The organism is Stenotrophomonas maltophilia, assembly GCF_047782825.1.
Taxonomy (GTDB): Bacteria; Pseudomonadota; Gammaproteobacteria; order Xanthomonadales; family Xanthomonadaceae; genus Stenotrophomonas.
Genome location: NZ_CP180589.1, coordinates 2,371,387 through 2,395,163, shown reverse-complemented (window position 1 = coordinate 2,395,163; position 23,777 = coordinate 2,371,387). Strand labels below are relative to the sequence as shown.

25 protein-coding genes are annotated in these 23,777 nt (G+C 68.2%); 9 read left to right on the top strand and 16 right to left on the bottom strand.

Going from position 1 to position 23,777, the window contains the following annotated elements:
- Positions 1 to 88: 88 nt before the first annotated feature.
- Complete coding sequence (gene ubiH, locus ACM2ZB_RS11360) at positions 89 to 1,297, top strand: 2-octaprenyl-6-methoxyphenyl hydroxylase (RefSeq protein ID WP_416055493.1); 1,209 nt, start codon at positions 89 to 91, stop codon at positions 1,295 to 1,297.
- On the top strand, positions 1,294 to 2,475 hold the full coding sequence (locus ACM2ZB_RS11355; RefSeq protein ID WP_416055492.1) for a UbiH/UbiF family hydroxylase: 1,182 nt from the start codon (positions 1,294 to 1,296) through the stop codon (positions 2,473 to 2,475). The genes ubiH and ACM2ZB_RS11355 overlap by 4 nt, the downstream gene beginning before the upstream one ends.
- A 62-nt stretch (positions 2,476 to 2,537) precedes the next feature.
- On the opposite strand, the gene ACM2ZB_RS11350 is transcribed toward ACM2ZB_RS11355, so the two are convergent.
- The 6 genes from ACM2ZB_RS11350 to ACM2ZB_RS11325 all read right to left on the bottom strand — a co-directional run bounded on the left by ACM2ZB_RS11350 (position 2,538) and on the right by ACM2ZB_RS11325 (position 7,888).
- Entirely contained in the window at positions 2,538 to 2,930 is a 393-nt protein-coding gene (locus tag ACM2ZB_RS11350; RefSeq protein ID WP_416058544.1) for an EF-hand domain-containing protein, read from the bottom strand.
- Between the two features lie 20 nt (positions 2,931 to 2,950).
- Positions 2,951 to 4,018, bottom strand: coding sequence for a 23S rRNA (cytidine(2498)-2'-O)-methyltransferase RlmM (gene rlmM / locus ACM2ZB_RS11345; RefSeq protein WP_416055491.1), 1,068 nt, complete (start codon positions 4,016 to 4,018; stop codon positions 2,951 to 2,953).
- Entirely contained in the window at positions 4,002 to 4,562 is a 561-nt protein-coding gene (locus ACM2ZB_RS11340; protein ID WP_108755466.1) for a nucleoside deaminase, read from the bottom strand. The genes rlmM and ACM2ZB_RS11340 overlap by 17 nt, the downstream gene beginning before the upstream one ends.
- Positions 4,563 to 4,658: 96 nt before the next feature.
- Positions 4,659 to 5,396 carry a DUF6348 family protein gene (locus ACM2ZB_RS11335; protein ID WP_416055490.1) on the bottom strand — a complete coding sequence of 246 codons (738 nt, stop codon included), beginning with the start codon at positions 5,394 to 5,396 and terminating at the stop codon, positions 4,659 to 4,661.
- 52 nt (positions 5,397 to 5,448) lie between these two features.
- Positions 5,449 to 6,096 carry a hypothetical protein gene (locus tag ACM2ZB_RS11330; RefSeq protein WP_416058543.1) on the bottom strand — a complete coding sequence of 216 codons (648 nt, stop codon included), beginning with the start codon at positions 6,094 to 6,096 and terminating at the stop codon, positions 5,449 to 5,451.
- Positions 6,097 to 6,139: 43 nt separating this feature from the next.
- Positions 6,140 to 7,888: a glutamine--tRNA ligase/YqeY domain fusion protein gene (locus ACM2ZB_RS11325; RefSeq protein ID WP_416055489.1), complete on the bottom strand. Its 1,749-nt coding sequence runs from the start codon at positions 7,886 to 7,888 to the stop codon at positions 6,140 to 6,142.
- 157 nt (positions 7,889 to 8,045) lie between these two features.
- On the opposite strand from ACM2ZB_RS11325, the gene ACM2ZB_RS11320 reads away from it, so the two are divergent.
- On the top strand, positions 8,046 to 8,309 hold the full coding sequence (locus ACM2ZB_RS11320) for a DUF2007 domain-containing protein (RefSeq protein ID WP_079220701.1): 264 nt from the start codon (positions 8,046 to 8,048) through the stop codon (positions 8,307 to 8,309).
- Between the two features lie 30 nt (positions 8,310 to 8,339).
- Positions 8,340 to 9,005 carry a peptide-methionine (S)-S-oxide reductase MsrA gene (gene msrA / locus ACM2ZB_RS11315; RefSeq protein WP_313177714.1) on the top strand — a complete coding sequence of 222 codons (666 nt, stop codon included), beginning with the start codon at positions 8,340 to 8,342 and terminating at the stop codon, positions 9,003 to 9,005.
- A gap of 619 nt (positions 9,006 to 9,624) precedes the next feature.
- On the opposite strand, the gene ACM2ZB_RS11310 is transcribed toward msrA, so the two are convergent.
- The 5 genes from ACM2ZB_RS11310 to ahpC form a co-directional block, all read right to left on the bottom strand.
- Positions 9,625 to 10,581: a transaldolase gene (locus ACM2ZB_RS11310; RefSeq protein ID WP_416055488.1), complete on the bottom strand. Its 957-nt coding sequence runs from the start codon at positions 10,579 to 10,581 to the stop codon at positions 9,625 to 9,627.
- Positions 10,582 to 10,631: 50 nt separating this feature from the next.
- Positions 10,632 to 11,036: a nucleoside diphosphate kinase regulator gene (gene rnk, locus ACM2ZB_RS11305; protein WP_313439917.1), complete on the bottom strand. Its 405-nt coding sequence runs from the start codon at positions 11,034 to 11,036 to the stop codon at positions 10,632 to 10,634.
- 123 nt (positions 11,037 to 11,159) lie between these two features.
- On the bottom strand, positions 11,160 to 12,125 hold the full coding sequence (locus ACM2ZB_RS11300; RefSeq protein ID WP_313439915.1) for a LysR substrate-binding domain-containing protein: 966 nt from the start codon (positions 12,123 to 12,125) through the stop codon (positions 11,160 to 11,162).
- Positions 12,126 to 12,198: 73 nt separating this feature from the next.
- Positions 12,199 to 13,791 (bottom strand): alkyl hydroperoxide reductase subunit F, encoded by a 1,593-nt coding sequence (gene ahpF, locus ACM2ZB_RS11295; protein WP_416055487.1) that lies wholly within the window; start codon positions 13,789 to 13,791, stop codon positions 12,199 to 12,201.
- Between the two features lie 216 nt (positions 13,792 to 14,007).
- The gene (gene ahpC / locus ACM2ZB_RS11290; protein ID WP_079220707.1) at positions 14,008 to 14,571 is read right to left on the bottom strand and encodes an alkyl hydroperoxide reductase subunit C; all 564 of its coding nucleotides are present in this window, start codon (positions 14,569 to 14,571) and stop codon (positions 14,008 to 14,010) included.
- A 322-nt stretch (positions 14,572 to 14,893) separates the two neighbouring features.
- On the opposite strand from ahpC, the gene prmC reads away from it, so the two are divergent.
- From prmC to ACM2ZB_RS11275, 3 genes are all read left to right on the top strand, one after another.
- The gene (gene prmC / locus ACM2ZB_RS11285; RefSeq protein WP_416055486.1) at positions 14,894 to 15,751 is read left to right on the top strand and encodes a peptide chain release factor N(5)-glutamine methyltransferase; all 858 of its coding nucleotides are present in this window, start codon (positions 14,894 to 14,896) and stop codon (positions 15,749 to 15,751) included.
- A gap of 48 nt (positions 15,752 to 15,799) precedes the next feature.
- Entirely contained in the window at positions 15,800 to 16,741 is a 942-nt protein-coding gene (pip, locus tag ACM2ZB_RS11280; RefSeq protein WP_416055485.1) for a prolyl aminopeptidase, read from the top strand.
- 159 nt (positions 16,742 to 16,900) lie between these two features.
- The gene (locus ACM2ZB_RS11275; protein ID WP_416055484.1) at positions 16,901 to 17,497 is read left to right on the top strand and encodes a hypothetical protein; all 597 of its coding nucleotides are present in this window, start codon (positions 16,901 to 16,903) and stop codon (positions 17,495 to 17,497) included.
- Between the two features lie 235 nt (positions 17,498 to 17,732).
- Here the strand turns inward: ACM2ZB_RS11275 and ACM2ZB_RS11270 are convergent, their stop codons facing one another.
- A complete protein-coding gene (locus ACM2ZB_RS11270) occupies positions 17,733 to 18,632 on the bottom strand; it encodes a LysR family transcriptional regulator (protein WP_416055483.1) in 900 nt (299 codons plus the stop codon).
- 91 nt (positions 18,633 to 18,723) lie between these two features.
- Here ACM2ZB_RS11270 and ACM2ZB_RS11265 point away from each other — a divergent pair, with 91 nt between their 5' ends.
- Positions 18,724 to 20,136, top strand: a complete 1,413-nt coding sequence (locus ACM2ZB_RS11265) for an MFS transporter (RefSeq protein ID WP_416055482.1) — start codon at positions 18,724 to 18,726, stop codon at positions 20,134 to 20,136.
- Positions 20,133 to 20,804, top strand: a complete 672-nt coding sequence (locus ACM2ZB_RS11260) for a hypothetical protein (RefSeq protein WP_416055481.1) — start codon at positions 20,133 to 20,135, stop codon at positions 20,802 to 20,804. The genes ACM2ZB_RS11265 and ACM2ZB_RS11260 overlap by 4 nt, the downstream gene beginning before the upstream one ends.
- Positions 20,805 to 20,876: 72 nt before the next feature.
- Here ACM2ZB_RS11260 and ACM2ZB_RS11255 read toward each other — a convergent pair whose 3' ends face one another.
- From ACM2ZB_RS11255 to ACM2ZB_RS11240, 4 genes are read right to left on the bottom strand one after another with little or no spacing between them, the layout of a single operon-like run.
- Positions 20,877 to 21,674 carry an N-formylglutamate amidohydrolase gene (locus ACM2ZB_RS11255; RefSeq protein ID WP_416055480.1) on the bottom strand — a complete coding sequence of 266 codons (798 nt, stop codon included), beginning with the start codon at positions 21,672 to 21,674 and terminating at the stop codon, positions 20,877 to 20,879.
- Complete coding sequence (locus ACM2ZB_RS11250; RefSeq protein ID WP_313439888.1) at positions 21,667 to 22,221, bottom strand: NUDIX hydrolase; 555 nt, start codon at positions 22,219 to 22,221, stop codon at positions 21,667 to 21,669. Before ACM2ZB_RS11250 ends, ACM2ZB_RS11255 begins: the two co-directional genes overlap by 8 nt.
- Complete coding sequence (locus tag ACM2ZB_RS11245) at positions 22,218 to 23,207, bottom strand: 5'-3' exonuclease (RefSeq protein ID WP_416058542.1); 990 nt, start codon at positions 23,205 to 23,207, stop codon at positions 22,218 to 22,220. Before ACM2ZB_RS11245 ends, ACM2ZB_RS11250 begins: the two co-directional genes overlap by 4 nt.
- Positions 23,192 to 23,770, bottom strand: a complete 579-nt coding sequence (locus ACM2ZB_RS11240) for a nitroreductase (RefSeq protein ID WP_416055479.1) — start codon at positions 23,768 to 23,770, stop codon at positions 23,192 to 23,194. The genes ACM2ZB_RS11245 and ACM2ZB_RS11240 overlap by 16 nt, the downstream gene beginning before the upstream one ends.
- Positions 23,771 to 23,777 lie beyond the last annotated feature (7 nt).

The following is a 23,777-nucleotide window of genomic DNA, read 5'->3' as shown; positions in this document are numbered from 1 at the left end:
TTCAGCTTTCATTCTAGCCCGCCACGCGCCCGGGCGCAGGCCGCGCACAGTGGGGCGTCGGGGCAGGGCGAGCGCGTATCATGGGCCCATGAGTGAACGACATGACGTGCTGATCGTCGGTGGCGGCCTGGTGGGAGCCAGCCTGGCCATCGCCCTGGACCGCCTGGGCCTGGACGTGGGCCTGCTCGAGGCCAGCCCGGCCGGCGAGCTGCCGGCGGTGTTCGACCAGCGCAACCTCAGTTTCGCTGCGGCCACCGTCAATGCGCTGACCGCGCTGGGGGTGATGCAGAAGCTGGCGATGGCCCCCGGCCCGATCCGCCGCATCCATGTCAGCCGCGCCGGTGATTTCGGCCGCGTGCAGCTGGATGCGGCCGACTACGACCGGCCCTGGTTCGGCCAGGTGGTGGTGGCACGTGATTTCGGCCAGGCGCTGGAAGCACGCCTGCAGGAACTGCCGCGGCTGCACCGCTACCGGCCGATGCGTTTCCTGGGCCTGGGCGAGGTGGTTGAGGGATACCGCCAGGTGCGCGTGGCCGATGAGGCCGGCGAGCGCGCGCTGCAGGCTCGCCTGGTGGTCGGTGCCGATGGCACCACCAGTGGCGTGCGCGCTGCGCTGGGCATCGAGGTAGACCGCCACGACTTCCAGCAGACCCTGTTTGTGGCCCGCGTGCGCAGCCAGCGCGCGCCCGACGGCAGCGCCTGGGAACGCTTCACCGATACGGGCCCCACCGCGCTGCTGCCGCGCGGCGATCGCCACTTCGGCTGCGTGCATGGCGTGGCCCGTGACCAGGCCGACGCGGTGATGGCTCTGGACGATGCGGCCTGGCTACAGCGCCTGCAGGGCGCGCTGGGCTGGCGGGCGGGGCGCCTGCTTGAATCCGGCCCGCGCAGTGCCTACCCGTTGATCCAGGTCCTGGCGCGTGCGCTGGCCGGGCAGCGCACGGTGCTGCTGGGCAATGCCGCGCAGACCATTCACCCGTTGGGTGCGCAGGGTTTCAACCTGGGCCTGCGCGACGCGCTGACCCTGGCCGAGCTGCTGGAAGACGCGCACGGCGATGCGGGCAGCGATGCGCTGCTGCAGGCCTATGTGGCACGCCGCGAGGAGGACCGCCGGCAGACGGTGGCCTTCTCTGGCGGCCTGGCGCGGCTGACCAGCAACCCGGCCCCGCTGCTGCGCCCGCTGCGCAGCCTGGGCCTGGTGGCGGCGCAACGCGCGTCGGTGCAGTCGATGCTGGTCGGCGGCGCGATGGGTTTCCGTGGCGACGTGCCGCGCCTGTGCCGTGGGGAGGCCGCATGAGCCGCCGCATGCGTCTGGACGTGGCCATCGTGGGCGGTGGCGTGGTCGGTGCGGCCTGCGCGTTGGCGCTGGCCGATGCGGGCCTGTCGGTCGCCCTGGTGGAAGGCCGCGAGCCTGCCCGGTGGCAGGCTGCGCAGCCGGACCTGCGCGTGTTCGCGTTCGCCGCCGACAACGTACAGCTGCTGCAGCGCCTGGGCGTGTGGCCGGCCATTGCCCAGGCCCGTGCCTGGCCGTACCGGCGCATGCAGGTCTGGGATGCGGCCGGTGGTGAGGATCTGTTGTTCGATGCCGACCCCTTCGGCCGTCGCGAGCTGGGCTACATCGTCGAGAACGGGCTGCTGCAGGACCGCCTGTGGGCGGCGCTGCCGGCAGCCGGCGTACAGCTGCACTGCCCGGCGCGGGTGGAAGCGCTGGAGCAGGACGAAGAAGGTGTGCGCCTGCGCCTGGACGATGGCCGTCGCCTGGATGCCGCGTTGGCCGTGGCTGCCGATGGTGCCGAATCGACCCTGCGCCAGCTGGCCGGGATCGAGGTGGACCAGCACGACTACCACCAGCGCGGCGTGGTGGCCTATGTGGACAGCGAACTGCCCAACCAGGCCACCGCCTGGCAGCGCTTCCTGCCCACCGGGCCGCTGGCCCTGCTGCCGGTGGCCGAACGCCGCAGCTCGATTGTCTGGACCCTGCCCGAGGACGAGGCTGCCCGCGTGCTGGCGCTGGACGAAGCCGCCTTCAACCGCGAACTGACCCGCGCCTTCGCCGCCCGCCTGGGCGAACTGCGGCTGGCCTCGCCGCGTGCTGCGTTCCCGTTGCGGCGCCAGCTGGCCCGCCACTATGTGGCCGGTCGCGTGCTGGCGCTGGGGGATGCCGCGCATGTGGTGCATCCGCTGGCCGGGCAGGGTGTGAACCTGGGGCTGCGCGATGTCGCCGCCCTGCAGCAGTGGCTGGCGCCGTCGGCCGAGCGTCGTGGACAGCCGCGTCTGTCACCGCAGCGCCTGCAGCGCTGGGCACGCGAACGGCGCAGCGACAACCAGATCGCCGCCTACAGCTTCGATGCGATCAACCGGCTGTTCTCCAACGATGAAATGCACCTGACCCTGGCCCGCGGCCGCGCGCTGGGCTGCGTCGGCAAATGGCCGCCGCTGGTGCAGGCGTTCTGGAAGCGCGCCGCCGGCGTGTAAGCGGGTAGTGCCGTCGTTTCAGTAGATCCACGCCATGCGTGGATGAAGATCGCCAAGGCGGATCAATCAACCAGCCAACCGGCCAGGTCGGTGCGGTCCAGCTTGCCGCGACGCTTCACGTCCAGCGCCTTGAATTCATCGGCCAGCGCGGAATTGGCCTGCGCCTCTTCGCGGCTGATGAAGCCGTCGCCGTCCACGTCCAGTGCGGCGAAGTGGATGCGGTACTGGCCGACCACGCTGGCCGGGGCGACCGAGCGGACGGTCACCGGCGTTTCGCCCAGCGGCACGGCGATATCCACGCTGCCGGTCACCCGGCCGGCGGACAACGACTGCTGGCGCACCACGCCGCTGTCATCGCGCAGCGGTTGGCTCTGTGCGGGTGCGGGCGGTGCCGCCTGTGCCCACGCGAGGGCGGGCAGCAGGGCGATCAGCAGCGCAATCAAGCGATATCGCAGGGTGTTCATTCGCAACGGCCTCAGCGCAGCGGCGATGCCAGCACCGTGATTTCCTCACGGTCGTGGTAGAGCTGCTTGGCGCGCACCACCAGCGGCTTGCCGGCCTGCTCCTGGAACAGGTCCAGGCACAGCCGGGTCTCGTCCCAGCGCTTTTTCATCGGCAGCTTCAGGTTGAAGATCGCGTGCCTGCACCAGCCCTCGCGGAACCAGGTGGCCATGCGCTCGGCCACGCGCCGCGGCTGCTCGACCATGTCGCACACCATCCAGTCCAGCGGCTGCTCGGGATGCCAGTGGAAGCCGTCGGCGCGCAGGTGCTCGACCAGGCCGGTGTCCAGCACGTGCTGGCGCAGCGGGCCATTGTCGATGCTGAGCACATGCACGTGCTGGCGGGTCAGCACCCAGGTCCAGCCGCCGGGGGCGGCACCGAGGTCAGCCGCGCGCATGCCTGGTTTCACCAGCGCCTCGCGCTCGTCCGGTGCCAGCAGGGTCAGCAGTGCCTCGTCCAGCTTCAGCGCCGAACGCGACGGGGCTTCGGGAAGCAGCTTCAGGCGCGGGATGCCCAATGCCCACGGCGCGCTGTCGGCCGGGTCGGCCACGCAGACGAACGCATGGGTGCCATCGACGAAGACCACATGCAGCCGCGGCAGGCGCGGGTTCGGCTTGTCGGTCAGCTTGCCGGCCTTGCGCAGCGCCGGGCGCAACGCATTGCCGAAGGCGCGGGCCAGGCCGGACAGCGGCTTGCCGGCATCCGAATCGGGGTGTTCCACCCACAGATCGCCGAAGCGCGGCGCATCGGCCAGCACCTCCAGCATCGGGGTGATGCGGTCGCTCGGGTCCAGCTGCGGCAGCTCGGCCAGTACCACCAGCTTCTGCCGCGCGAAGATCAGTTCGCGCCACGGCAGGCGCGGGGCCAGCGCGGCGGCTTCGTCGCACATGAACAGCACGTAGCCGTCATTGCGCTGCGTGCGTGCATAGCCGGCGAAACCGGCTTGGCCGGCGCGGTGCTGCAGCTCGCCGGCCAGCTCGGGCTCGAAGCCCTGCCGGCACAGGCAGAGCAGGCCGATTCCGGTCTCAGTAACGGGTGCCATCGGCTTCCCCATAGGCACGCAGCACGCTGCGCGCGGCATCGCGGTTCAGGCCCTGCACCACTTCAATGCCGCGCTTGTTCAGTTCGCCCACCCAGTCGGCCGGCAGCGGGCCTTCGTCGAACGGGGTCAGTTCTTCCACGTCGGCCGAGCTGGCACCGATCAGCAGGCGGTCAATGCCGGCCCACACGGTGGCGCCGTAGCACTGGCAGCACGGCTGCGAGCTGGTGGCCAGGGTGACCGGCGACAGCACCGCGTTCAGGCGCGGGGTCTGCAGGCGCTGCTGGGCCAGCATGTAGGCCATGTTTTCGGCGTGTGCCAGCGAGGTGGCGTGCGGCACGACGCGGTTCACGCCGGCGGCGATCACCTTGTCATCGGGGCCGAACACGACGGCGCCGAACGGGCCGCCACTGGCGTGTTCGACATTCAGCCGCGACAGCTCGATCGCCAGTGCGACCTTGGCCTCGTCGCCCGGATAGCGACGATCCAGGTCGATCTGGTCGTGGATCCAGGCGGGAAGGGTCAGGTGGACTTGCGCGTACAGCATCGCGGGGGTGCCTCGTAGGGTGGAAAGGTGGGGCAGGAACAACAGCCGGCGCGCAGTGTAGCCGCAGCGGCATGCAGCGGGGGTGTCGGCGCGGGATCAGGCGCCGGTTTCGGCGTCCGTGTCGGTGCGGATCACCACGTACTGCTTGCGGAACTCCAGCCCGGCCTGCGGCCAGCGCGCCGCGTAGGCGCGCAGCAGGGGCAGGGCGGCGGGGAAGTCATGGCCGTTCACCCGGCAGTCGGCCTCGCACTGGCCGTCGGCATCGCGCGAGGCGAACAGGCGGATGCCGAGGAACTGGCGGGTCTTCAGCAGTTCGTTGAACGCCTCCAGGCTCTGGGTGAACAGGCAGCAGGGGCAGGAGCCGTGGTCGTCCTCGCTGCAGGCGGCGGCCTCATCGCGGGGTTCACCGCGGTAGTGGGCCAGCGGCCCCAGCACCACCGCGCGCGCCAGCGCCGTGCCGGTTTCTTCGGCCGGGTAGCGCAGGGTCAGCATCTGCAGTTCCGGCGCATCGTCGGCGCCGACAGCGGCCTGCAGGGCGGGCAGATCCACCTGTACCCAGTTCTCGAACCCGGACAAGGTCGCCTCTTCCGGGCCTTCGCCGATTGCGTGCTGGTACTCGAACAGGCCATCAGCGAACAGGTCCGGATGGCGCGCCTCGATCATCGAAGAAATCTGCCAGCCACCGTTGTCGCGCGGATCGGCACCTATCGGGTGCGGACTCAGGCGCAGGCCGCTGGCCAGTACCAGTTCGTGGTCTTCGACTGTACAGGGGATGTCACGTCCCAAAAGAACCTGTTGCAGCAGTGGCAGAAGGGGAGATGCGGTCTTGGTCATCGGAGACACCTGAATTCAAGGGGAGGGGCGCAGCTGCCGGAGAGGATTGGCGCTAGAGTGCGTCGAGCTCGGCGCGATATTGCCGTGCGTCGGACTGCTGCTGCGGGTCATCGCCATGGTCGCGCAGCCAGGTGTCCAGTTCGCGGCGGTAATCGGCGCGGAAGCGTTCGTTGCTGGGGCTGAAATGCAGCCTGCGCGCGGCCACCTCCACCCGCTCGCGTGCGCGTGCGCGTGACTGGGCGATGCCATGCGGCGATTCGTTGGTGAGGATTACGATGCTGCGCGGGAAGCCTGGCGCGTACTTCACCACGAAGGGCTGGCCCTGCGCGGGGATGCGGATCGCGTTTTCCAGCGGCCACAGCGAGATGGTGTTCGTATGGAACACCACGTCCACATCCTGGCCATCGGCGGTGTGCACCACCGCCTCGTAACGCCAGATATGGCGGTCGTTGAGGGTGGAACTGGTTTCCTCGGCCTTGACGATCACCGCTTCGCCACGCTCGCCGATCCCGTTCACCCAGGCCGCGTTGACGAACGAACCCAGGAAGACATTCAGCATCGCCAGCGGAAACATGGCGATGAGGTACAGCGGGGTGCGCCGCCACCACGACAGCAGCCCGGCCAGCGCCATCAGCACCGGCAACGCCAGCAACGGGTGCTGGGACAGGAACCAGAGCAGGGCGGAGGGGGCGGTGGTCATTGTCGCGGGCATGCGGGCGCCGTCCTGGCGCCCGCGTGGTTCCTCAGGCCGACCAGGTGTCGCGCAGGGTCACGCTGCGGTTGAACACCGGCTTGGCCTCGGTGTGGTCGCGGCGGTCGGCGACGAAGTAGCCGGTGCGCTCGAACTGGAACGACTGTTCCGGCGTGGCGCTGGCCGCGGCCGGTTCGACATAGCCGGTGACGGTGCGGCGCGATTCCGGGTTCAGGTAGTCGCGGTAGGTCTTGCCTTCCGATTCGTCGTCCGGGTTCGGCACCGAGAACAGACGGTCGTATAGGCGGATTTCCGCCGGCACGCCATGCACGGCGCTGACCCAGTGGATGGTGCCCTTCACCTTGCGGTTGGCGCCTTCCATGCCCGGGCGCGATTCCGGATCCAGCCAGCCGCGCAGCTCGGTGATGGTGCCGTCGGCATCCTTGATCACTTCATCGCAGCGGATGATGCCGGCGCCGCGCAGGCGCACTTCGCCGCCCGGCACCAGGCGCTTCCAGCCCTTGGGCGGCACTTCGGCGAAGTCCTCGCGGTCGATCCAGATTTCGCGTGCGAACGGCACCTGGCGGCTGCCGAAGCTCTCGTCCTTCGGGTGGTTGCTGAAGGTCAGCTGCTCTTCGTGGCCTTCGGCCAGGTTGGTCAGCACCAGCTTCACCGGGTCGATCACCGCCATGCGGCGCGCCGCGGCGCTGTCCAGGTCTTCGCGCAGCGCGCCTTCCAGTACGCTGAAATCGATCATCGAATTCTGCTTGCTGATGCCCACGCGCTCGGCGAACAGGCGCATCGCGGCCGGGGTGTAGCCGCGGCGGCGCAGGCCCTGCAGGGTCGGCATGCGCGGGTCTTCCCAGCCGTCCACCAGCTGTTCGGTCACCAGCGCCATCAGCTTGCGCTTGCTCATCACCGTGTAGTTGATGTTCAGGCGCGAGAATTCGATCTGGCGCGGCTTGGCCGCTTCGCGCGGCAGGCCGGCGTCGACCAGCGGCTGGGTCAGCGCATCGTCGTGGGCGAAATCGACGTTGTCCACGCACCAGTCATACAGCGGGCGGTGGTCTTCGAATTCCAGCGTGCACAGCGAATGGGTGATGCCCTCGATGGAATCGCCCAGCGCATGGGCGAAGTCGTACATCGGGTAGATCGGCCACGCGTTGCCGGTGTTCTGGTGCTCAACGTGTTTGATGCGGTACAGGGCCGGGTCGCGCAGGTTGATGTTGCCGCTGGCCATGTCGATCTTGGCGCGCACGGTGCGCGCGCCATCGGGGAATTCACCGGCGCGCATGCGGCGGAACAGGTCCAGGTTTTCCTCGACGCTGCGGTCGCGCCACGGCGACGGGCGGCCCGGCTCGGTGAGGGTGCCGCGGTAGGCGCGCACTTCCTCGGCCGACAGGTCGCAGACGTAGGCCTTGCCCTGCTCGATCAGCTTCTCGGCGGCCAGGTAGTAGGTCTGGAAGTAATCCGAGGCGTGGCGCAGCTCGTTCCAGGTGAAGCCCAGCCAGCGCACGTCATCCTGGATGGCGGCCACGTACTCGGGGTCTTCCTTGGCCGGGTTGGTGTCGTCGAAGCGCAGGTTGCAGACGCCGCTGAACTCACCGGCCAGGCCGAAGTTCAGGCAGATCGACTTGGCGTGGCCGATGTGCAGGTAGCCGTTCGGCTCGGGCGGGAAGCGGGTCTTGATCGCCTGGTGCTTACCGCTGGCCAGGTCCTCGCGCACGATCTGGCGGATGAAATCGCGCTTCTCGTGGCTGTCGGCGGGGGTCTCGGGGCTGGCGGGGGTGTGCTCGGACATGAGTCGGCGAAAGAGAAAGGCAGAAAGACCAACAGTTTAGCGCGTCAGGGGCGGGGCTGCCCGGTCCGGGTCGGTAGCGCCGGGCCATGCCCGGCGAGCGCGGCGGCGCGATTCAGCCCCCGGGCGTATGCTGGACCCCTGTCCCGAGGAGCCGCCCATGCACATCGTGTACAAGGCCGACAATCTGTTCGACGCCCACCTGGTCAAGCACGCGCTGGAGGATGCCGGCATCCCCGCGTTCGTGTTCGGCGAGCAGCTGCTGGGCGGCATGGGCGAGCTGCCGCTGTTCGGCGTGCTGCGGGTCGGCATCCCCGACGTGGCACGGCCGCAGGCAGAGGAGATCATCGCCGCGCTGGACTTGGGCCAGGGCCCGTCCGACCCCATTTCAGACGCAGACGATTGGGCCGGACAGCCGGCGTAGGAGCGCATCATGTTGGGAATCAGCCAGGGCATCCTCGGCATCGGGGCCTTCAAGCAGCGCCTGCCGCGCCCGGAAGAGGCGCTGCCGGGCCGCGACCAGCCGCTGCCGCTGCACAGCAACCAGCATTTCGTGAACAGCCATCCGCTGAAGGACCGCTTCGCCGGCCTGCAGCAGATCCGCTTCGCGCTGGGCTGCTTCTGGGGCGCCGAGCGCAAGTTCTGGACCGAGCCGGGCGTGTACAGCACCTCGGTCGGCTATGCCGGCGGCGTTACCCCGAACCCGACCTATGAAGAGGTCTGCTCGGGCCTGACCGGCCACACCGAGGTGGTGCAGGTGGTGTTCGACCCGGCGGTGGTGAGCCTGGAGCGGCTGCTGCAGCTGTTCTGGGAAAGCCACGACCCGACCCAGGGCATGCGCCAGGGCAACGACACGGGCACCCAGTACCGTTCGGCGATCCACGCCACCGACGAGGCGCAGTACGCGGCGGCGCTGGCCAGCCGCGAGGCCTACCAGGCGCAGCTGGACGCGTCCGGCTACGGGCCGATCACCACCGAGATCGTGTACCCGGCACCGGCGTACTACTACGCCGAGGATTACCACCAGCAGTATCTGGCGAAGAACCCGAATGGTTACTGCGGGATTGGTGGCACCGGCGTGAGCTGCCCGATCGGGCTGGATGTGGAGGCGCCGCGCTGACGCGCGGTGGTCCGCCTGCAGCGGGCAGAATCTACGGCAGAAGCCAAAGCCAAAGCCAAAGCCAAAGCCAAAGCGGCTCTGGGTTGCTGATGGTTGGGCGGGACGGGGGCGGCTGGCAGGACACGCCGTAAACCCGTCCATGGGGGCTCGTAGGCGCCATCCATGGCGCCTGCGGTCCTGCCAGCCGCCCCCGTCCCACCTTCGACAGTTTCCCGGTGACGGTGGGCAAGAGCACTGGGTTACTGACGACCTGATAATGAAAAAGGACGCGGCTTTCGCCGCGTCCTTTTTCATTCGTGCTTTTGCGGTGCTTTTGCTTCTGCTTCCTGTAGAGCCGAGCCATGCTCGGCTGCGAGCAAGCGAAGCGCGCGACCCGCTTTTGCTCTTCTTTCTTTCTTCCGTGGCGGACGGCCACAGGAAACTGTCAGAGGGCGGGCGGGTTGGGTTCGCGGGACCGCAGGCGCCATGGATGGCGCCTACGAGCCTACACGGACGTACTTGCGGCGTGTCCCGCGAACCCAACCCGCCCGACCCAGCGCGGCTGTTGCTCTAGCAGTCAGTCGAGCAAGCTCGACTCTACAAAACGATCCGCCACGAGGGGCTCAGCCGTTCGCCGCAATCACAGTTCCGAGCGGATCCGCTCGCGCAGCGCCTGCAGATCCTTGGCAAACGCATCGATACCCGTCGCCAGCTTCTCGGTCGCCATCGGGTCCGCGGCCAGATCCGCCGCGAACTTCGCCGCGTCGATCGGAGTGACCGCCACGCCGTCGGCCGCACCGGCCACCAGCTTGCGCGGCAGCTCGCCATGGTCGGCGTCCAGCTTCTCCAGCAGGTCCGGCGAAATCGTCAGGCGGTCGCAGCCGGCCAGCGCTTCGATCTGCGCGGTCGAGCGGAACGAGGCGCCCATCACCACCGTCGGCGAGCCGCGGCGCTTGAATTCGGCATACACGCCGCGCACGAACTTCACGCCCGGGTCTTCGTCGATGGTGGTCGGGGTCTGGCCGTTGGCCACGTACCAGTCCAGGATGCGGCCGACGAACGGCGAGATCAGGAACGCGCCGGCTTCGCTGCAGGCCAGCGCCTGGGTCGGGTTGAAGATCAGGGTCAGGTTGCAGTCGATGCCTTCGGCCTGCAGGATGCGCGCGGCTTCCACGCCTTCCCAGGTCGCAGCGATCTTGATCAGGATCTTCTCGCGCGGCACGCCGGCATCGGCGTACATCTGGATGAACTGGCGGGCCTTGGCCACGGTGGCGTCGGTGTCGTGGGCCTGGTCGGCGTCCACTTCGGTGGAGACACGGCCCGGCACCAGGGTGCTCAGCAGCGCGCCGACGCCGATGGTCAGGCGGTCGGCCACGGCGTGCACCACGGCTTCGCGGTCACCGCCCTGCTGGCGGCCCCAGGCCAGTTCGCGTTCGATCAGCTCGGCATAGACCGGCAGGTCCAGCGCCTTCTTCACCAGGGTCGGGTTGGTGGTGCAATCCACCGGCTGCAGGCGCTTGATGGCGTCGTAGTCACCGGTATCGGCAACGACCACCGACAGTTCGCGCAGCTGGGACAGTTTGGACGGGGTACTCATTACGGCTCCTGGTGCAGGGAAATCGGATCGCGCGCGGTGCGCAGCGGTAATCAGGGGCGGTCGTTGTGGACCGCGGTCACGCGCAGGCGCAGCTTGCGGCCGCCGGGCGCGTTCCAGTCGATGCTCTGGCCAATGGCCAGGCCAAGCAGGGCACTGCCGACCGGGGCCAGCACGGAAACCTTGCCTTCATCGACATTGGCTTCGCGGGGGAAGACCAGGGTCAGGACGTGCTTCTCGCCCGACACTTCATCTTCGCACTCCACGCGCGAATGCATCATGACGATGCCTTCGGGAATCTGGTCCGGCGCCAGCACGGTGGCGCGGTTGAGTTCTTCGGCAAGCGCGAGCGCGGCAGGCGTCTGGTTCAGCGCAGGCGAATCGAGCATGGCCTCGAGGCGATCCATGTCGAAGGTCGATACAGTGATGGACGGCGGCAGGCCGCTGGCGGTGTTCATGGTGGTGCTCCTTGGTTGAAAACCATGCAAAAGGCGGCACCACCTGGCGCCGCCTGACTGTATTGTGGGGACAAATGCGGCCGGAATCGACTCCCGCCGCGGGCGCGGCCCGGGCGTTCCGGCTCAGCCGTTCAGCAGCGGGCCGGACAGCGTCGGTGCCTCACCGGCCGGTACGCCCTCGGCATCGAGGGTGAACAGCGCCTGCGGCAGGCGCTTGAACTGGTCGGCCAGCTCCAGCAGGAAGCTGTGCATGGCCGAACTGCGCCGCCAGACCATGGCGATGCGCCGGCTGGGGCGGCCTTCGCCGGTGAAATCGAGCAGGCGGATGTTGTTCGAACGCGGTACCGGCGGCTGCACCGACAGGCTCGGCAGCAGGGTGATGCCGACGTCGGCGGCGACCATCTGCCGCAGCGTTTCCAGGCTGGTGGCGCGGAATTCGGATTTCTCGTTGGCACCGAACAGGCGGCACACTTCCAGCGCCTGGTCACGCAGGCAATGGCCGTCTTCCAGCAGCAGCAGCTTCTGCGTGGCCAGTTCCTGCACGTCCAGGTGCTCGCGGCGGGCCAGCGGGTGGCGGCCGGACACGGCCAGCAGGAAGGGTTCCTCGAACAGGAATTCGGCGTGCAGCTGGTCGTCGATCACCGGCAGGGCCAGCAGCGCGGCGTCCAGCTTGCCTTCGCGCAGGCGCTCCAGCAGCACGTCGCTCTTTTCCTCGACCAGCAGCAGTTCCAGTTCCGGGAAGCGGTCGCGGATGCGCGGAATGACGTGCGGCAGCAGGTACGGGCCCAGGGTCGGGAAGATCCCCAGGCGAACCGTACCGGCTTCCGGATCGCGGCTGCGCCGCGCCGCTTCCTTCAACTGTTCCACTTCGGACACGATCACCCGTGCCCGCATGGCCGCTTCCTGCCCGGCCGGGGTGAGCATCACCTTGCGCGGTGCGCGCTCCACCAGCGGTACGCCCAGTTCCTCTTCCAGCTTGCGGATCTGCGTGGACAGCGTGGGCTGGCTGACGAAACAGGACGCGGCGGCCCGGCCGAAGTGCTTGTGATCGGCCAGGGCCACCAGGTATTTCAGATCGCGAAGGTTCATCGTAAGACCCCAGGGGTAACGGACCGGCTTACCCAGCAGGCAGTGGTGCCCCCGATGATCCGGGAACGATTGATCAGGCCGCCTCGGCCACCGCGCCGCTACCCTTGGTCACGGACGAACGGATCAGGTGGTCGAAGGCGCTGAGTGCCGCAGTGGAACCGGCGCCCATGGCGATGATGATCTGCTTGTAGGGTACCGTGGTGCAATCGCCAGCGGCGAACACGCCCGGCAGGTTGGTCTGCCCGCGGTCATCGATGACGACCTCGCCACGCGGCGACAGCGCCACGCTGTCCTTCAGCCATTCGGTGTTCGGCAGCAGGCCGATCTGCACGAAGATACCCTCCAGTTCCACCCGGTGCGCATCGCCGCCGACGCGGTCCTTGTAGACCAGACCGGTGACGCGGCTGCCATCGCCGAGCACTTCGGTGGTCTGCGCGCTGGTCAGCACGGTCACGTTGCCCAGGCTGCGCAGCTTCTTCTGCAGCACTTCATCGGCGCGCAGGCTGGAATCGAACTCCAGCAGGGTCACATGCGACACGATGCCAGCCAGGTCGATGGCCGCTTCCACGCCGGAGTTGCCGCCGCCGATCACCGCCACGCGCTTGCCCTTGAACAGCGGGCCATCGCAATGCGGGCAGTAAGCCACGCCCTTGTTGCGGTACTGGTCTTCGCCGGGCACGTTCATCTGCCGCCAGCGCGCGCCGGTGGACAGGATGACCGAGCGCGACTTCAGCACCGCGCCGTTTTCCAGCTGCACCTGCACCAGGCCGTCTTCGCCGGCCGGCACCAGCGCGGTGGCGCGCTGCAGGTCCATGATGTCCACCTCGTATTCGCGCACGTGCTGTTCCAGCGCGGTGGCCAGCTTCGGGCCTTCGGTCTCCTTCACCGAAATGAAGTTCTCGATGGCCATGGTGTCCAGCACCTGGCCACCGAAACGCTCGGCGGCGATGCCGGTGCGGATGCCCTTGCGCGCGGCGTAGATGGCGGCCGCAGCGCCGGCCGGGCCACCACCGACCACCAGCACGTCGAAGGCGTCCTTGGCGGCGATCTTCTCGGCGTCACGCTTGCCGGCGTTGGTGTCCAGCTTGGCCACGATCTGTTCCAGGGTCATGCGGCCCTGGTCGAACACTTCACCGTTGAGGTACACGGTGGGCACGGACATGATCTCGCGCTTCTCCACTTCTTCCTGGAACAGGGCACCGTCGATGGCCACGTGCTGGATGCGCGGGTTGAGCACGGCGGCCAGGTTCAGCGCCTGCACCACGTCCGGGCAGTTCTGGCAGGACAGCGAGAAGTAGGTTTCGAACCTGTAATCACCTTCCAGGTTCTGCACCTGCTCGATCAGCTCGGCGGTAGCCTTGGACGGATGACCGCCGACCTGCAGCAGGGCCAGCACCAGCGAGGTGAACTCATGGCCCATCGGCAGGCCGGCGAAGGTCAGGTGGATGTCCTGGCCCGGGGTGCCCAGGTCGAAGGACGGCACGCGGCCTTGACCATCGCGCAGCACCTGCAGCGAGATCTTGTCCGACAGGCTTTCCAGGGTCTGCAGCAGTTCCAGCATTTCCTGCGACTTGGCACCGTCATCGGCGTGCGCGGTGATCTGGATCGGGCGGGTCACGCGCTCCAGATAGGTCTTCAGCTGCGACTGCAGGTTGGCGTCCAACATGGTCTTCTCCTGGCTTCAGGCAAACAGGGGGCGTGGCACCGCTGTGAAAGGTAGCGGACCAGCGAGGGGGTAGGGGTGAACCCAAGAGGGCAGCGCGGACCTGTGGAAGGGGCGATGCGGGCGCGGCCGTCTTGGGTTCACCCCCACGCCGGCGTGGGGCCGGCACGGGGATGAGGGGCGCACCGCGGCGTGGGGCCGCGGCAGGCCGGAACTGCTTTAGATCTTGCCGACCAGGTCCAGCGACGGGGTCAGGGTCTTCTCGCCTTCCTTCCACTTGGCCGGGCAGACCTGGTTCGGGTTGGCGGCGGTGAACTGGGCAGCCTTCAGCTTGCGCAGGGTCTCGGACACGTCACGGGCGATCTCGTTGGAGTGGATCTCCAGGGTCTTGATCACGCCTTCCGGGTTGATGATGAAGGTGCCGCGCAGGGCCAGGCCTTCTTCTTCAATGTGCACGCCGAAGGCGCGGGTCAGCTTGTGAGTCGGGTCGCCGACCAGCGGGAACTGGGCCTTGCCGACGGCCGGCGAGGTTTCGTGCCACACCTTGTGCGAGAAGTGGGTGTCGGTGGTGACGATGTAGACCTCGGCACCGGCCTTCTTGAACTCGGCGTAATGCTCGGCGGCGTCTTCGATCTCGGTCGGGCAGTTGAAGGTGAAGGCGGCCGGCATGAAGATCAGGACGGACCACTGGCCCTTCAGGCTGGCATCGGAAACCTTGATGAACTCGCCGTTGTGGTAGGCGTTGGCTTCGAACGGCTGGATCTGGGTATTGATGAGGGACATCGTTTTTCCTCTGGGTGAAGGGGAGTGGGTGAATCGACAGGAGCTAGGTTACCGATTCATCGGCGATAAGAACAATGCATTGATTTCATCTATTTGATAGATGGAGTCTATTGAAATGCGATGAGCCTGCCATGAATCCGGTCGTCGTCATCCTGCAAGTGGTTGTATGACAAGGGAAATCGTGGCGGGCCGTGAAGATGGGCCGATAGCCCCTCCTTATGCCGCCCCGCCGGACCTGAACGAATCCCGCGTTTGTAGAGCCGAGCCCACGCTCGGCTGCCTCTGGAGGAGCCGAGCGTGGGCTCGGCTCTACAATTGCCGCATGTCCATCCAACCCGAATCATCCCTGCGCCAGGCCGTCGCCGACGCCAGCACCCGCCTGGGCGGCATCGAAGCCCGCCATGAGGCCGAACTGCTGCTGCTGCACGTGCTGGACCGGCCGCGCAGCTGGCTGTTCGCCCACGCCACCGATCCGCTGCCCGCCACCGATCTGGCGGCCTTCGAGGTCCTGCTGGCGCGCCGCGTGGCCGGCGAACCGGTGGCTTACCTGACCGGCCGCCGCGGCTTCTGGACGCTGGACCTGGAGGTCGACCCTTCCACCCTGATTCCGCGCCCGGAAACCGAGCTGCTGGTGGAACTGGCGCTGGAGCGTCTGCCGGCCGATCACGACCTGCAGGTGGCCGATCTCGGCACCGGCAGCGGCGCCATCGCCCTGGCCCTGGCCAGTGAGCGGCCCCGGGCCCAGGTGCTGGCCACCGATGCCAGCCCCGGTGCGCTGGCCGTGGCTGCCCGCAATGCGGCCCGCCATGAACTGGGCAACGTGCGCTTCGCTGAAGGCGGCCACGACTGGTACGCGCCGCTGCAGGGCGCGCGCTTCGACCTGATCGCCAGCAACCCGCCGTATATCGCCAGCGACGACCCGCATCTGGCGCAGGGCGATCTGCGTTTCGAGCCGGCCACCGCGCTGGCGTCCGGCGCCGATGGCCTGGACGACATCCGCCGCATCGTTGCCGGTGGCCAGGGGCACCTGCTGCCCGGCGGCTGGCTGCTGATCGAGCACGGCTGGGACCAGGGCGCGGCGATCCGCGCGCTGTTCGAACAGGCCGGCTATGCGCAGGTGCAGACCGCGCAGGACCTGGAGCAGCGTGACCGCATCACCCTGGGCCAGCGCCCGGCCTAGAATGGGGGTTCTCCTGCCCCGGCAGGGCATCACCCTGGAGCTGCAAGCATGCGTACGCTGTACCCCGCCATCACCCCCTACGACGTCGGCACCCTGAAGGTCGACGACCGCCACACGCTGTACTTCGAACAGTGCGGCAACCCGGACGGCAAGCCGGTGGTGATGCTGCACGGTGGCCCGGGCGGCGGCTGCAGCGACAAGATGCGCCAGTTCCACGACCCGTCGAAGTACCGCATCATCCTGTTCGACCAGCGCGGTGCCGGCCGTTCCACCCCGCACGCCGACCTGGTCGACAACACCACCTGGGATCTGGTGGCCGACATCGAAAAACTGCGCGAGCACCTGAAGGTGGACCGCTGGCAGGTGTTCGGTGGCAGCTGGGGTTCGACCCTGGCCCTGGCCTATGCCGAAACCCATCCGCAGCGCGTGACCGAGCTGGTCCTGCGCGGCATCTTCATGCTGCGCCGCTGGGAGCTGGAATGGTTCTACCAGGAAGGGGCCAACCGCCTGTTCCCGGATGCGTGGGAGCACTACCTGAAGCCGATCCCGGCGGTGGAGCGCCATGATTTGATCTCGGCCTTCCACCGTCGCCTGACCAGCGAAGACGAGACCACCCGCCTGGAAGCAGCCAAGGCCTGGGCGGTGTGGGAAGGCGCGACCAGCTTCCTGCATGTCGATGACGACTTCATCAACAGCCACGAAGACCCGCATTTCGCCCTGGCCTTCGCCCGCATCGAGAACCACTACTTCGTCAACGGCGGCTTCTTCGAAGTGGAAGACCAGCTGCTGCGCGACGCGCACCGCATCGCCGATATTCCGGGCGTGATCGTGCACGGCCGCTACGACGTGGTGTGCCCGCTGGCCAATGCCTGGGATCTGACCAAGGTCTGGTCGAAGGCCAAGCTGGAGATCACCCCGGCCTCGGGCCACTCCGCGTTCGAAGCCGAGAACGTGGACGCGCTGGTGCGCGCCACCGATGGTTTCGCCTGACCGGTAGTGCCGGCCGCTGGCCGGCAACGCCTCACCGGTAGCGCCGGGCCATGCCCGGCGGCGATTCTCTCCCTTGTTCAGGGCTGTCGCTATTGGCCTTGAACCGGGGCGAGGCGGGCTGGCACCGTGGACGTCCGTGCAATTTTCGGCGACCCCACCATGTACACCCGCCTGCTGTTGATCCAGGAACAGGCCTCTCCAACCGATGCATACGTTGGCGGCGGTGCGTATCTTCCAGAGAACATGCCTTGGCCAGCCTGTGTTGAAGGCCGTGCGCTCTTTCACCTGATGGCACTCCCTGCACATTGGTTCTATCCGCAGGACGTTGCTGAGGATTTCTGGTTCTCAGTCTTCATCCCCACCGATACCCGGGATCATTCCCACTTCCGTCGGCTGCGCGCGGTGCAGGGAACCAGCGAAGCAGTCGTGCTCGCATACAGGCGTGGCGCCGCATCTAGAAGCAGATGCATGAGCGACTCGCTTGAGCGCGGCCGTATCGAGCGTGTGGAGTGTTTGGAACCTGACGATGATGAGAACCTGGATTCCAAGCTGGATGGAGTCGATGCATGGCTGCAATCAACTTTGACGTGGAATGGCGGTCGCCGTCGCTTGATGCTCTACGGGGCGGACATCGACGGCATTCTGCCTTCGCACAAAGGCGTACTGTCCGACGGCATGGCGTATCTGTTCCTCCCGGATAGGCCTGATTTTTCTCTGGGGGGACGCGCCGGGGCGTTCTTTCTCCAATTGGGCTGAATCAGTTTTTGCTGCGTCGAGCGCTGGCTCTGCACCGAAGTTCACATCCGCGCGCGGCGTGGATTCCATGCGCTCCGTAATGCCGGCCGCTGGCCGGCAACGCCTCACCGGTAGCGCCGGGCCATTTAGCGCCGGGCCATTCCCGGCGGCATTCCGTTCCGCCGCCGCGATGCAGCTCGCCGGGCATGGCCCGGCGCTACCGCGAAGCGCAACCCCATCCACGCATGGCGTGGATCTACCAGTCGCCCGCCAGCAATGCTTCGGCCAGCACCTGCAGCTTCGGCGAATGCTGCCGCGACGGCGGATAGATCAGCGACAACTCGCGGCTGCGGCCTTCAAACGGCTGCAGCACGCGTTGCAGGCGGCCGTCAGCCAGCGCGTCGGCCACGGCGAAATCCATCACCTGCACGATGCCGATCCCGGCGATGGCCGCTTCCACCAGCGGGTCGCCGCTGTCGAACACCATCCGCGCCGGCGGCGTGACCTCGCGCAGTTGCCCGTCCTGCAGGAACTGCCAGTCCACCAGCCGGCCACTGCGCAGGTTGCGTACGGCCAGGCAGGCATGGTCCTGCAGCGCGGCGACATCGACCGGAACACCACAACGGGCCAGATAGGCCGGGCTGGCCACCGTCACCCAGCGCAGCGGCCGCAACGGCCGCGCCACGATGCGCTGGTCGGCAATCACGCCGGTGCGCAGCGCAGCATCGAAGCCTTCCTCGACCAGATCGACCAGGCGGTCGCTCAGCACCGCGTCCACCTGCAGCTGCGGGTGCTGCTGCAGCACGGGGCCCAGCAGCGGCACCAGCACCTTGCGCCCGAACATCGACGGGGCGCTGATCCTCAGCGTGCCCGAAGGCGTGCACGGGCGGTCGGCCAGCTGGCGTTCGGCATCCTCCAGGCCGCACAGCAGCGGCGCGACCTGGTCCACGAACTGGCGGCCATCCGGGGTCAGCGCCACGTTGCGGGTGTTCCGCTGCAGCAGCTTCACCCCCAGCGTGGCCTCCAGCCGGCCGATCGCGCGCGACAGCCCGGATTGGCTCAGGCCCAGCTGGCCGGCGGCCACGGTGAAACTGCGCGCTTCGGCCACCTGCACCAGCATGCGCACGGCATTGAGGTCCAGCGAGGATCCATTCATGCCGAAAATCATGACAGATATGGCCGGTAAGGGGTTTATTGATGCGTCCGCATGAATGAGACTGCGCTCCCCCACCGATCCACCGCCGCCGATGCCCCCACTCAAGTACCCGCGCTGGGCGTTGACCCTGCTGGCCACCGCCCAGCTGATCATCGCCCTGGACGCCACCATCATCTTCGTCGCCCTGCATGACATGGGCCGCGCGCTGCAGATCAATGCGCAGCAGCTGCAGTGGGTGGTCAGTGCCTACACCGTCGCCTTCGGCGGCAGCCTGCTGCTGGGGGGCCGTGCCGCTGATCTGATCGGGCGCCGTCGTTTCTACCGGCTGGGCATGCTGCTGTTCGCGCTGGCCTCGCTGCTGGGTGCGCTGGCACCGAATGCCACGCTGCTGATCATCGCGCGCGCGGCACAGGGCATCGGTGCCGCACTACTGTTCCCGGCCACGCTGGCGCTGATCAACACGCTGTATGCCGAAGGCCCGGTGCGCAACCGCGCGCTGGCGATCTGGAGCATGGCCAGTGCGGTGGGCCTGGCGCTGGGCACCCTGCTCGGCGGCGTGCTGACCCAGGCCTTCGGCTGGCCGGCCGTGCTGGCGGTGATCGTGCCGCTGGCCACGGCCTGCGCCGTTGCCGCCGGTGCATGGCTGCCGGCCGATGGCCCGCGCGCGCAGGGGCGTTCGTTCGATCTGGCCGGCTGCATCACCGTCACCCTTGGCGGCAGCCTGCTGGTGACCACCCTGGTGCAGGGGCCGGAGTGGGGTTGGACCGCGCCCGCCACGCTGGCTTGCCTGCTGCTGTCGGCGCTGCTGCTGGCGGCCTTCGTGCGGATCGAACAGCGCAGCCGCGACCCGCTGATGCAGTTCGCGCTGCTGCGGCTGCCGGGCCTGCGCGCGGCGCTGGGCCTTACCTTTGCCTTCATGAGCAGCTATGGCGTGCAGTACTACTTCATGGCGCTGTACTTCCAGGATGGCTATGGCTGGAGCCCGCTGCAGGCCGGCCTGGCATTCCTGCCGGCCACGGCGGTATGCACGGTCGGCATCCAGTTGGCCGAGTGGGCGTTGAAACGCTGGAGCGCGCGCAAGGTGCTGGTGCTCGGCCAGCTGGCCGGTGCCATTGGCATCGCCTGGGTGGCCGCGGCGTTGCCGCACGCATCGAACTTCTGGCCGCTGCTGCCGGGCGTGGTGGTGCTGAGCATCGGCCAGGGCATGACCTGGACCTCCATGTGGATCGTGGCCGGGCAGGGCGTGCCGGCCGCACAGCAGGGTGTGGCATCTGGCATGGCGGCCACCGCGCAGCAGATCGGCGGGGCACTGGGCCTGGCGGTGCTGGTGATGGTGGCCAACGCCGGTGCCGGCGTTGCAGGTTCGCCCAGCGCGCTGGCCGGGCTGGTGCGTGCCGAGTACGGCGCCGCGCTGTTCGCCCTGTTCGGCGTGGTCATCGCACTGGGCCTGCGCCCGGCAGCGGTAGACTGCGGTTCCCTCGATGGCCAGGCCAACAGCGCATGATCGAACTGCTGGACCTGCAACAGACGCTGCACGCGTTCGCTGCCTGCAACGACGACCACGGTGTCTACCAGTCCTTCGGCTGGGTGCACGCCACCGACGGCGACCTGCTGCAGGCGCGGTTCTGGTTGCCGCCTGACGAGGAGACCGCCTTCGACGATGACAGCGAGGTGCCGGCCGAGGCGCGCGCGCTGGGCCTGTCCACCTACCTCGAACCCGCGACGTTCGCCGATGTGCTCGACGTGCAGAAGCGCCAGCGGCCGCTGTCCACCCTGGCCGAGTACGCGCAGGCGCTGGTGTATTACCACGAGTACGACGCCTTCCAGCAGGTGGAAGGCATCGATGAGGCGCTGGATGAAGCGACTGCCGCGGACCAGGCGGCGGCGCGCGACGCGGGCGTGGGTGCAGGCATCTTCGCTTCGTTCGACCTGCGCCTGGTGGCGTGCCCGCCCGATCAGCTGAAGGCCACCGCGCAGGCTGTGGCGCACCTGCACGAGGTGCCGGTGGGTGAAGCGCTGGCACGCTGCCGGGCGTTGCCGTTGTTGCTAGGCGAAGCCCTGGACCGCAACCGCGCGCAGGCCATCAAGGATCAGTTCGAAGCGATCGGCGCGACCGTGCAGGTGCACGGCTTCAAGCCGTTCCCGTGGATGGAAGCGCCGGTATTGCGTTGAACGACACCATCCACGCATGGCGTGGATCTACTGGGGTATCGCGAGTAGATCCACGCCATGCGTGGATGACACTCACCCAGCCGCCAGCAACCCCGGCTGCAACACGCTGAAAATCCGCGCCAACCGCTCCGCCCAGGCCTGCTGCCCGGCCACTTCGGCAATCAGGTCCTGGCGGATCTCCAGTTCCACATGCACCAGGCCGCGGCCTTCGCCATGCACCGGCACCGCGTAGTCGCTGGTGCTGCTCACCGAATACGGTTCGTTGTCGCCCACCACCAGGTCGCCTTCGTCGCGCAGCGCCTGCAGCAGCGCGTGGGCAAAGCGCGTGTCCTGGTGGTACAGCACGCCAGCGTGCCACGGCCGCGGCGTGCCATTCATCGCCGGGGTGAAGCTGTGCATCATCACCAGCAGGGTGGGGCGGCCGCCATCGCGGCGTGCATCCAGCTCGGCATCGATGCGTGCGTGGTAGGGCGCGTGGATGGCGTCGATGCGCTGCTGGCGCTGCGCCTCCGACAGCCCGGCATTGCCGGGCACCACGGTATGGTCGCTCACTTCCGGAATCAGCGTGGGCGAGGCCAGCGGCCGGTTGCAGTCGATCAGCAGCCGCGAATAGGTCTGTTCGATCGCCCAGGCGTCCAGCAGCCCGGCCAGCGCGCGGGTGGTGCCGGCAATGCCGATGTCCCAGCCGATATGGCGGTCCAGTTCGGCCTGTGCCAGGCCCAGGCCAGCCAGTGCACGCGGCACCTGCTGGCCGGCATGGTCGGCCAGCAGCACGAACGGCGAGGCTCCCTGTGCACGGTGGATCGTGTAGATCGGCGGGTCGTCGGCGCCCAGCAACGAAGGCCGCGCGTGCAGGTCGGCGTCAGCCACGCGGGCGGCCATCCAGGTGGTGTTCGATCATCCACAGCCCGGCCCACAGCTTGGCATCCAGCGCATAGCCTTCGCCCATCTTCTGCACCAGCCAGGCGGCGGCCTGCGCACGCGGGATCTCGTGCACGGTGATGTCTTCGCTCTCATCGCCGCCGCCGGCACCGATACGGCGCAGGCCGGTGGCGCGCACGAAGGCGATCTGTTCGCTGCTGGCACCGGACGAGGTCGGGCCGATCATCAGCACTTCGGCGTGTTCGGCGGTCCAGCCGGTTTCCTCTTCCAGCTCGCGCACGGCGGACACTTCAATCGACTCGCCCGCATTGATATCTCCCACCAGGCCGGCCGGCATCTCGATGGTGGCCGACTGCAGCGGCACGCGGAACTGTTCGACGAACAGCACCTTGTCCTCGGGGGTGACGGCGATGATGATCGCCGCCAGGCCACCGGCGTGGGTGCGTTCGCTGTATTCCCAGGTGCCGCGCACGACCATGCGCTGGTACTTGCCTTCGTAGACGACGCGCGGGGCTTCGGTGTTTCTCTGGCTCATGCGGGCTCGCTGGAGGAGGGAAGGGGATTGTCCGGGCCGGCCGTGATGGCCGAACCGGGATCGTTCACGCCGGCGGCGCTGAACAGACGGCGGCGGGTCAGCGGGCCGAAGCGCAGCGCCTGGCACAGGCCGTCCAGCAGCTCAGGATCGGCCGGCTGGCGCAGCAGGCCGGGCTGGCAGCCTTCCAGCGGCGCATCGAGCGCGATGGTGGTCAGCTGCCGCCAGAGCTGGGCGTGGTCGCGCTGTTCGCGCAGGCGCACGGCCATCTGTGCGGCGCCACGCAGGCGCAGGAAGGGCACTTCGTCCAGGCGTTCGTACAGCGCGTCCATGCTGCCGAAGTGGGCCAGCAGCACCGCGGCCGACTTGGCGCCCACGCCGCTGATGCCGGGAATGTTGTCCACCGCATCGCCGCACAGCGCCAGGTAATCGGCGATCTGGTGCGCATGCACGCCGTGCCGCGCCTTGACCCCCGCCACGTCCCAGCGCTGGTTGCGCGCGTAGTCCCACTGTTCGTCGTGGTCCAGCAGCAGCTGCGACAGATCCTTGTCGGCGGAAATGATCAGGCCGCGATGGCTGCGCCGGTGCTGGTGCAGGGCACTGCCGATCAGGTCGTCGGCCTCGTAGTCATGGTGGGCGAGCACGACCAGGCCCAGCGCCGCGCACAGCGCCTTGCAGTGCACGAACTGGCGCTTCAGCGCTTCCGGCGCCGGGTCGCGGTTGGCCTTGTAGGCCGCATACAGGCGGTGGCGGAAGCCGCTGTCCAGCGCCTCGTCGAAGGCGATGGCGATGTGCCGCGGGCGTTCGCGCTCGAGCAGGTCCAGCAGGAAGCGGGCGAACCCGTGCACTGCATTGGTCGGCCAGCCCTGGCTGTCCTGGAACTCGTCCGGCAGCGAATGCCAAGCGCGGAACACGTAGATGCTGGCATCCACCAGGTACAGCGGTGGCGGCAGCGGCACGGCATTCACGGCGCTCACTGGCCGGTCCAGTCCTGCAGCAGGGCGGCGGCGTCGGGGCGCTCGCGCTCGGGCACCTCGGCCTTGCGCGTGCCGATGTGGATGAAGCCGGCGATGCCTTCGCCCTGGGCCAGGCCCAGGTGGGCGTGCACGGCCGGATCGAAGGCCATCCAGGCGGTCAGCCACTGTGCGCCGAAGCCCAGCGCCTGCGCGGCCTGCAGCAGGGCGAAGCAGACGCAGCCGGCGGTCATCAGCTGTTCCTGTTCGGGCACCTTCGGGTCCGGGCGCGGGCTGGCCACCACCACGATCACCAGCGGTGCGTGGCTGAAGCGCTGGCGGTCTTTCTCAAACACCGCCTCGCCCGCATGCGGATCGCGCTGGCGGCTGCGTTGGACCAGGAAGTCGCCCAGAGTGTGACGTGCATCGCCGGCGATCTTCAGGAAGCGGAACGGCACCCGCTTGCCGTGGTCGGGCACGCGCACGGCCGACTGCAGCATGCGCAGCAGGGTGGCCGGATCCGGGCCGGGTTCGCCCAGCTGCCGCGAGGGCACCGAACGGCGGGCGTCGAGGGCGAGCAGGGCGGTGGGGTCGGGCATGGAGTCT

What these genes read in the sequence shown, in the direction of transcription:
- ACM2ZB_RS11260 (WP_416055481.1), top strand. Translation starts at nt 20,133, where the DNA reads ATGATCGAACTGCTGGACCTGCAACAGACGCTGCACGCGTTCGCTGCC.
- ACM2ZB_RS11330 (WP_416058543.1), bottom strand. Translation starts at nt 6,096, where the DNA reads ATGACCACCGCCCCCTCCGCCCTGCTCTGGTTCCTGTCCCAGCACCCG.
- ACM2ZB_RS11335 (WP_416055490.1), bottom strand. Translation starts at nt 5,396, where the DNA reads ATGACCAAGACCGCATCTCCCCTTCTGCCACTGCTGCAACAGGTTCTT.
- ACM2ZB_RS11340 (WP_108755466.1), bottom strand. Translation starts at nt 4,562, where the DNA reads ATGCTGTACGCGCAAGTCCACCTGACCCTTCCCGCCTGGATCCACGAC.
- ACM2ZB_RS11325 (WP_416055489.1), bottom strand. Translation starts at nt 7,888, where the DNA reads ATGTCCGAGCACACCCCCGCCAGCCCCGAGACCCCCGCCGACAGCCAC.
- ahpC (WP_079220707.1), bottom strand. Translation starts at nt 14,571, where the DNA reads ATGTCCCTCATCAATACCCAGATCCAGCCGTTCGAAGCCAACGCCTAC.
- ubiH (WP_416055493.1), top strand. Translation starts at nt 89, where the DNA reads ATGAGTGAACGACATGACGTGCTGATCGTCGGTGGCGGCCTGGTGGGA.
- ahpF (WP_416055487.1), bottom strand. Translation starts at nt 13,791, where the DNA reads ATGTTGGACGCCAACCTGCAGTCGCAGCTGAAGACCTATCTGGAGCGC.
- ACM2ZB_RS11275 (WP_416055484.1), top strand. Translation starts at nt 16,901, where the DNA reads ATGTACACCCGCCTGCTGTTGATCCAGGAACAGGCCTCTCCAACCGAT.
- ACM2ZB_RS11310 (WP_416055488.1), bottom strand. Translation starts at nt 10,581, where the DNA reads ATGAGTACCCCGTCCAAACTGTCCCAGCTGCGCGAACTGTCGGTGGTC.
- ACM2ZB_RS11355 (WP_416055492.1), top strand. Translation starts at nt 1,294, where the DNA reads ATGAGCCGCCGCATGCGTCTGGACGTGGCCATCGTGGGCGGTGGCGTG.
- ACM2ZB_RS11265 (WP_416055482.1), top strand. Translation starts at nt 18,724, where the DNA reads ATGCCCCCACTCAAGTACCCGCGCTGGGCGTTGACCCTGCTGGCCACC.
- prmC (WP_416055486.1), top strand. Translation starts at nt 14,894, where the DNA reads ATGTCCATCCAACCCGAATCATCCCTGCGCCAGGCCGTCGCCGACGCC.
- rnk (WP_313439917.1), bottom strand. Translation starts at nt 11,036, where the DNA reads ATGAACACCGCCAGCGGCCTGCCGCCGTCCATCACTGTATCGACCTTC.
- ACM2ZB_RS11320 (WP_079220701.1), top strand. Translation starts at nt 8,046, where the DNA reads ATGCACATCGTGTACAAGGCCGACAATCTGTTCGACGCCCACCTGGTC.
- ACM2ZB_RS11270 (WP_416055483.1), bottom strand. Translation starts at nt 18,632, where the DNA reads ATGAATGGATCCTCGCTGGACCTCAATGCCGTGCGCATGCTGGTGCAG.
- rlmM (WP_416055491.1), bottom strand. Translation starts at nt 4,018, where the DNA reads ATGGCACCCGTTACTGAGACCGGAATCGGCCTGCTCTGCCTGTGCCGG.
- ACM2ZB_RS11240 (WP_416055479.1), bottom strand. Translation starts at nt 23,770, where the DNA reads ATGCCCGACCCCACCGCCCTGCTCGCCCTCGACGCCCGCCGTTCGGTG.
- ACM2ZB_RS11250 (WP_313439888.1), bottom strand. Translation starts at nt 22,221, where the DNA reads ATGAGCCAGAGAAACACCGAAGCCCCGCGCGTCGTCTACGAAGGCAAG.
- pip (WP_416055485.1), top strand. Translation starts at nt 15,800, where the DNA reads ATGCGTACGCTGTACCCCGCCATCACCCCCTACGACGTCGGCACCCTG.
- ACM2ZB_RS11300 (WP_313439915.1), bottom strand. Translation starts at nt 12,125, where the DNA reads ATGAACCTTCGCGATCTGAAATACCTGGTGGCCCTGGCCGATCACAAG.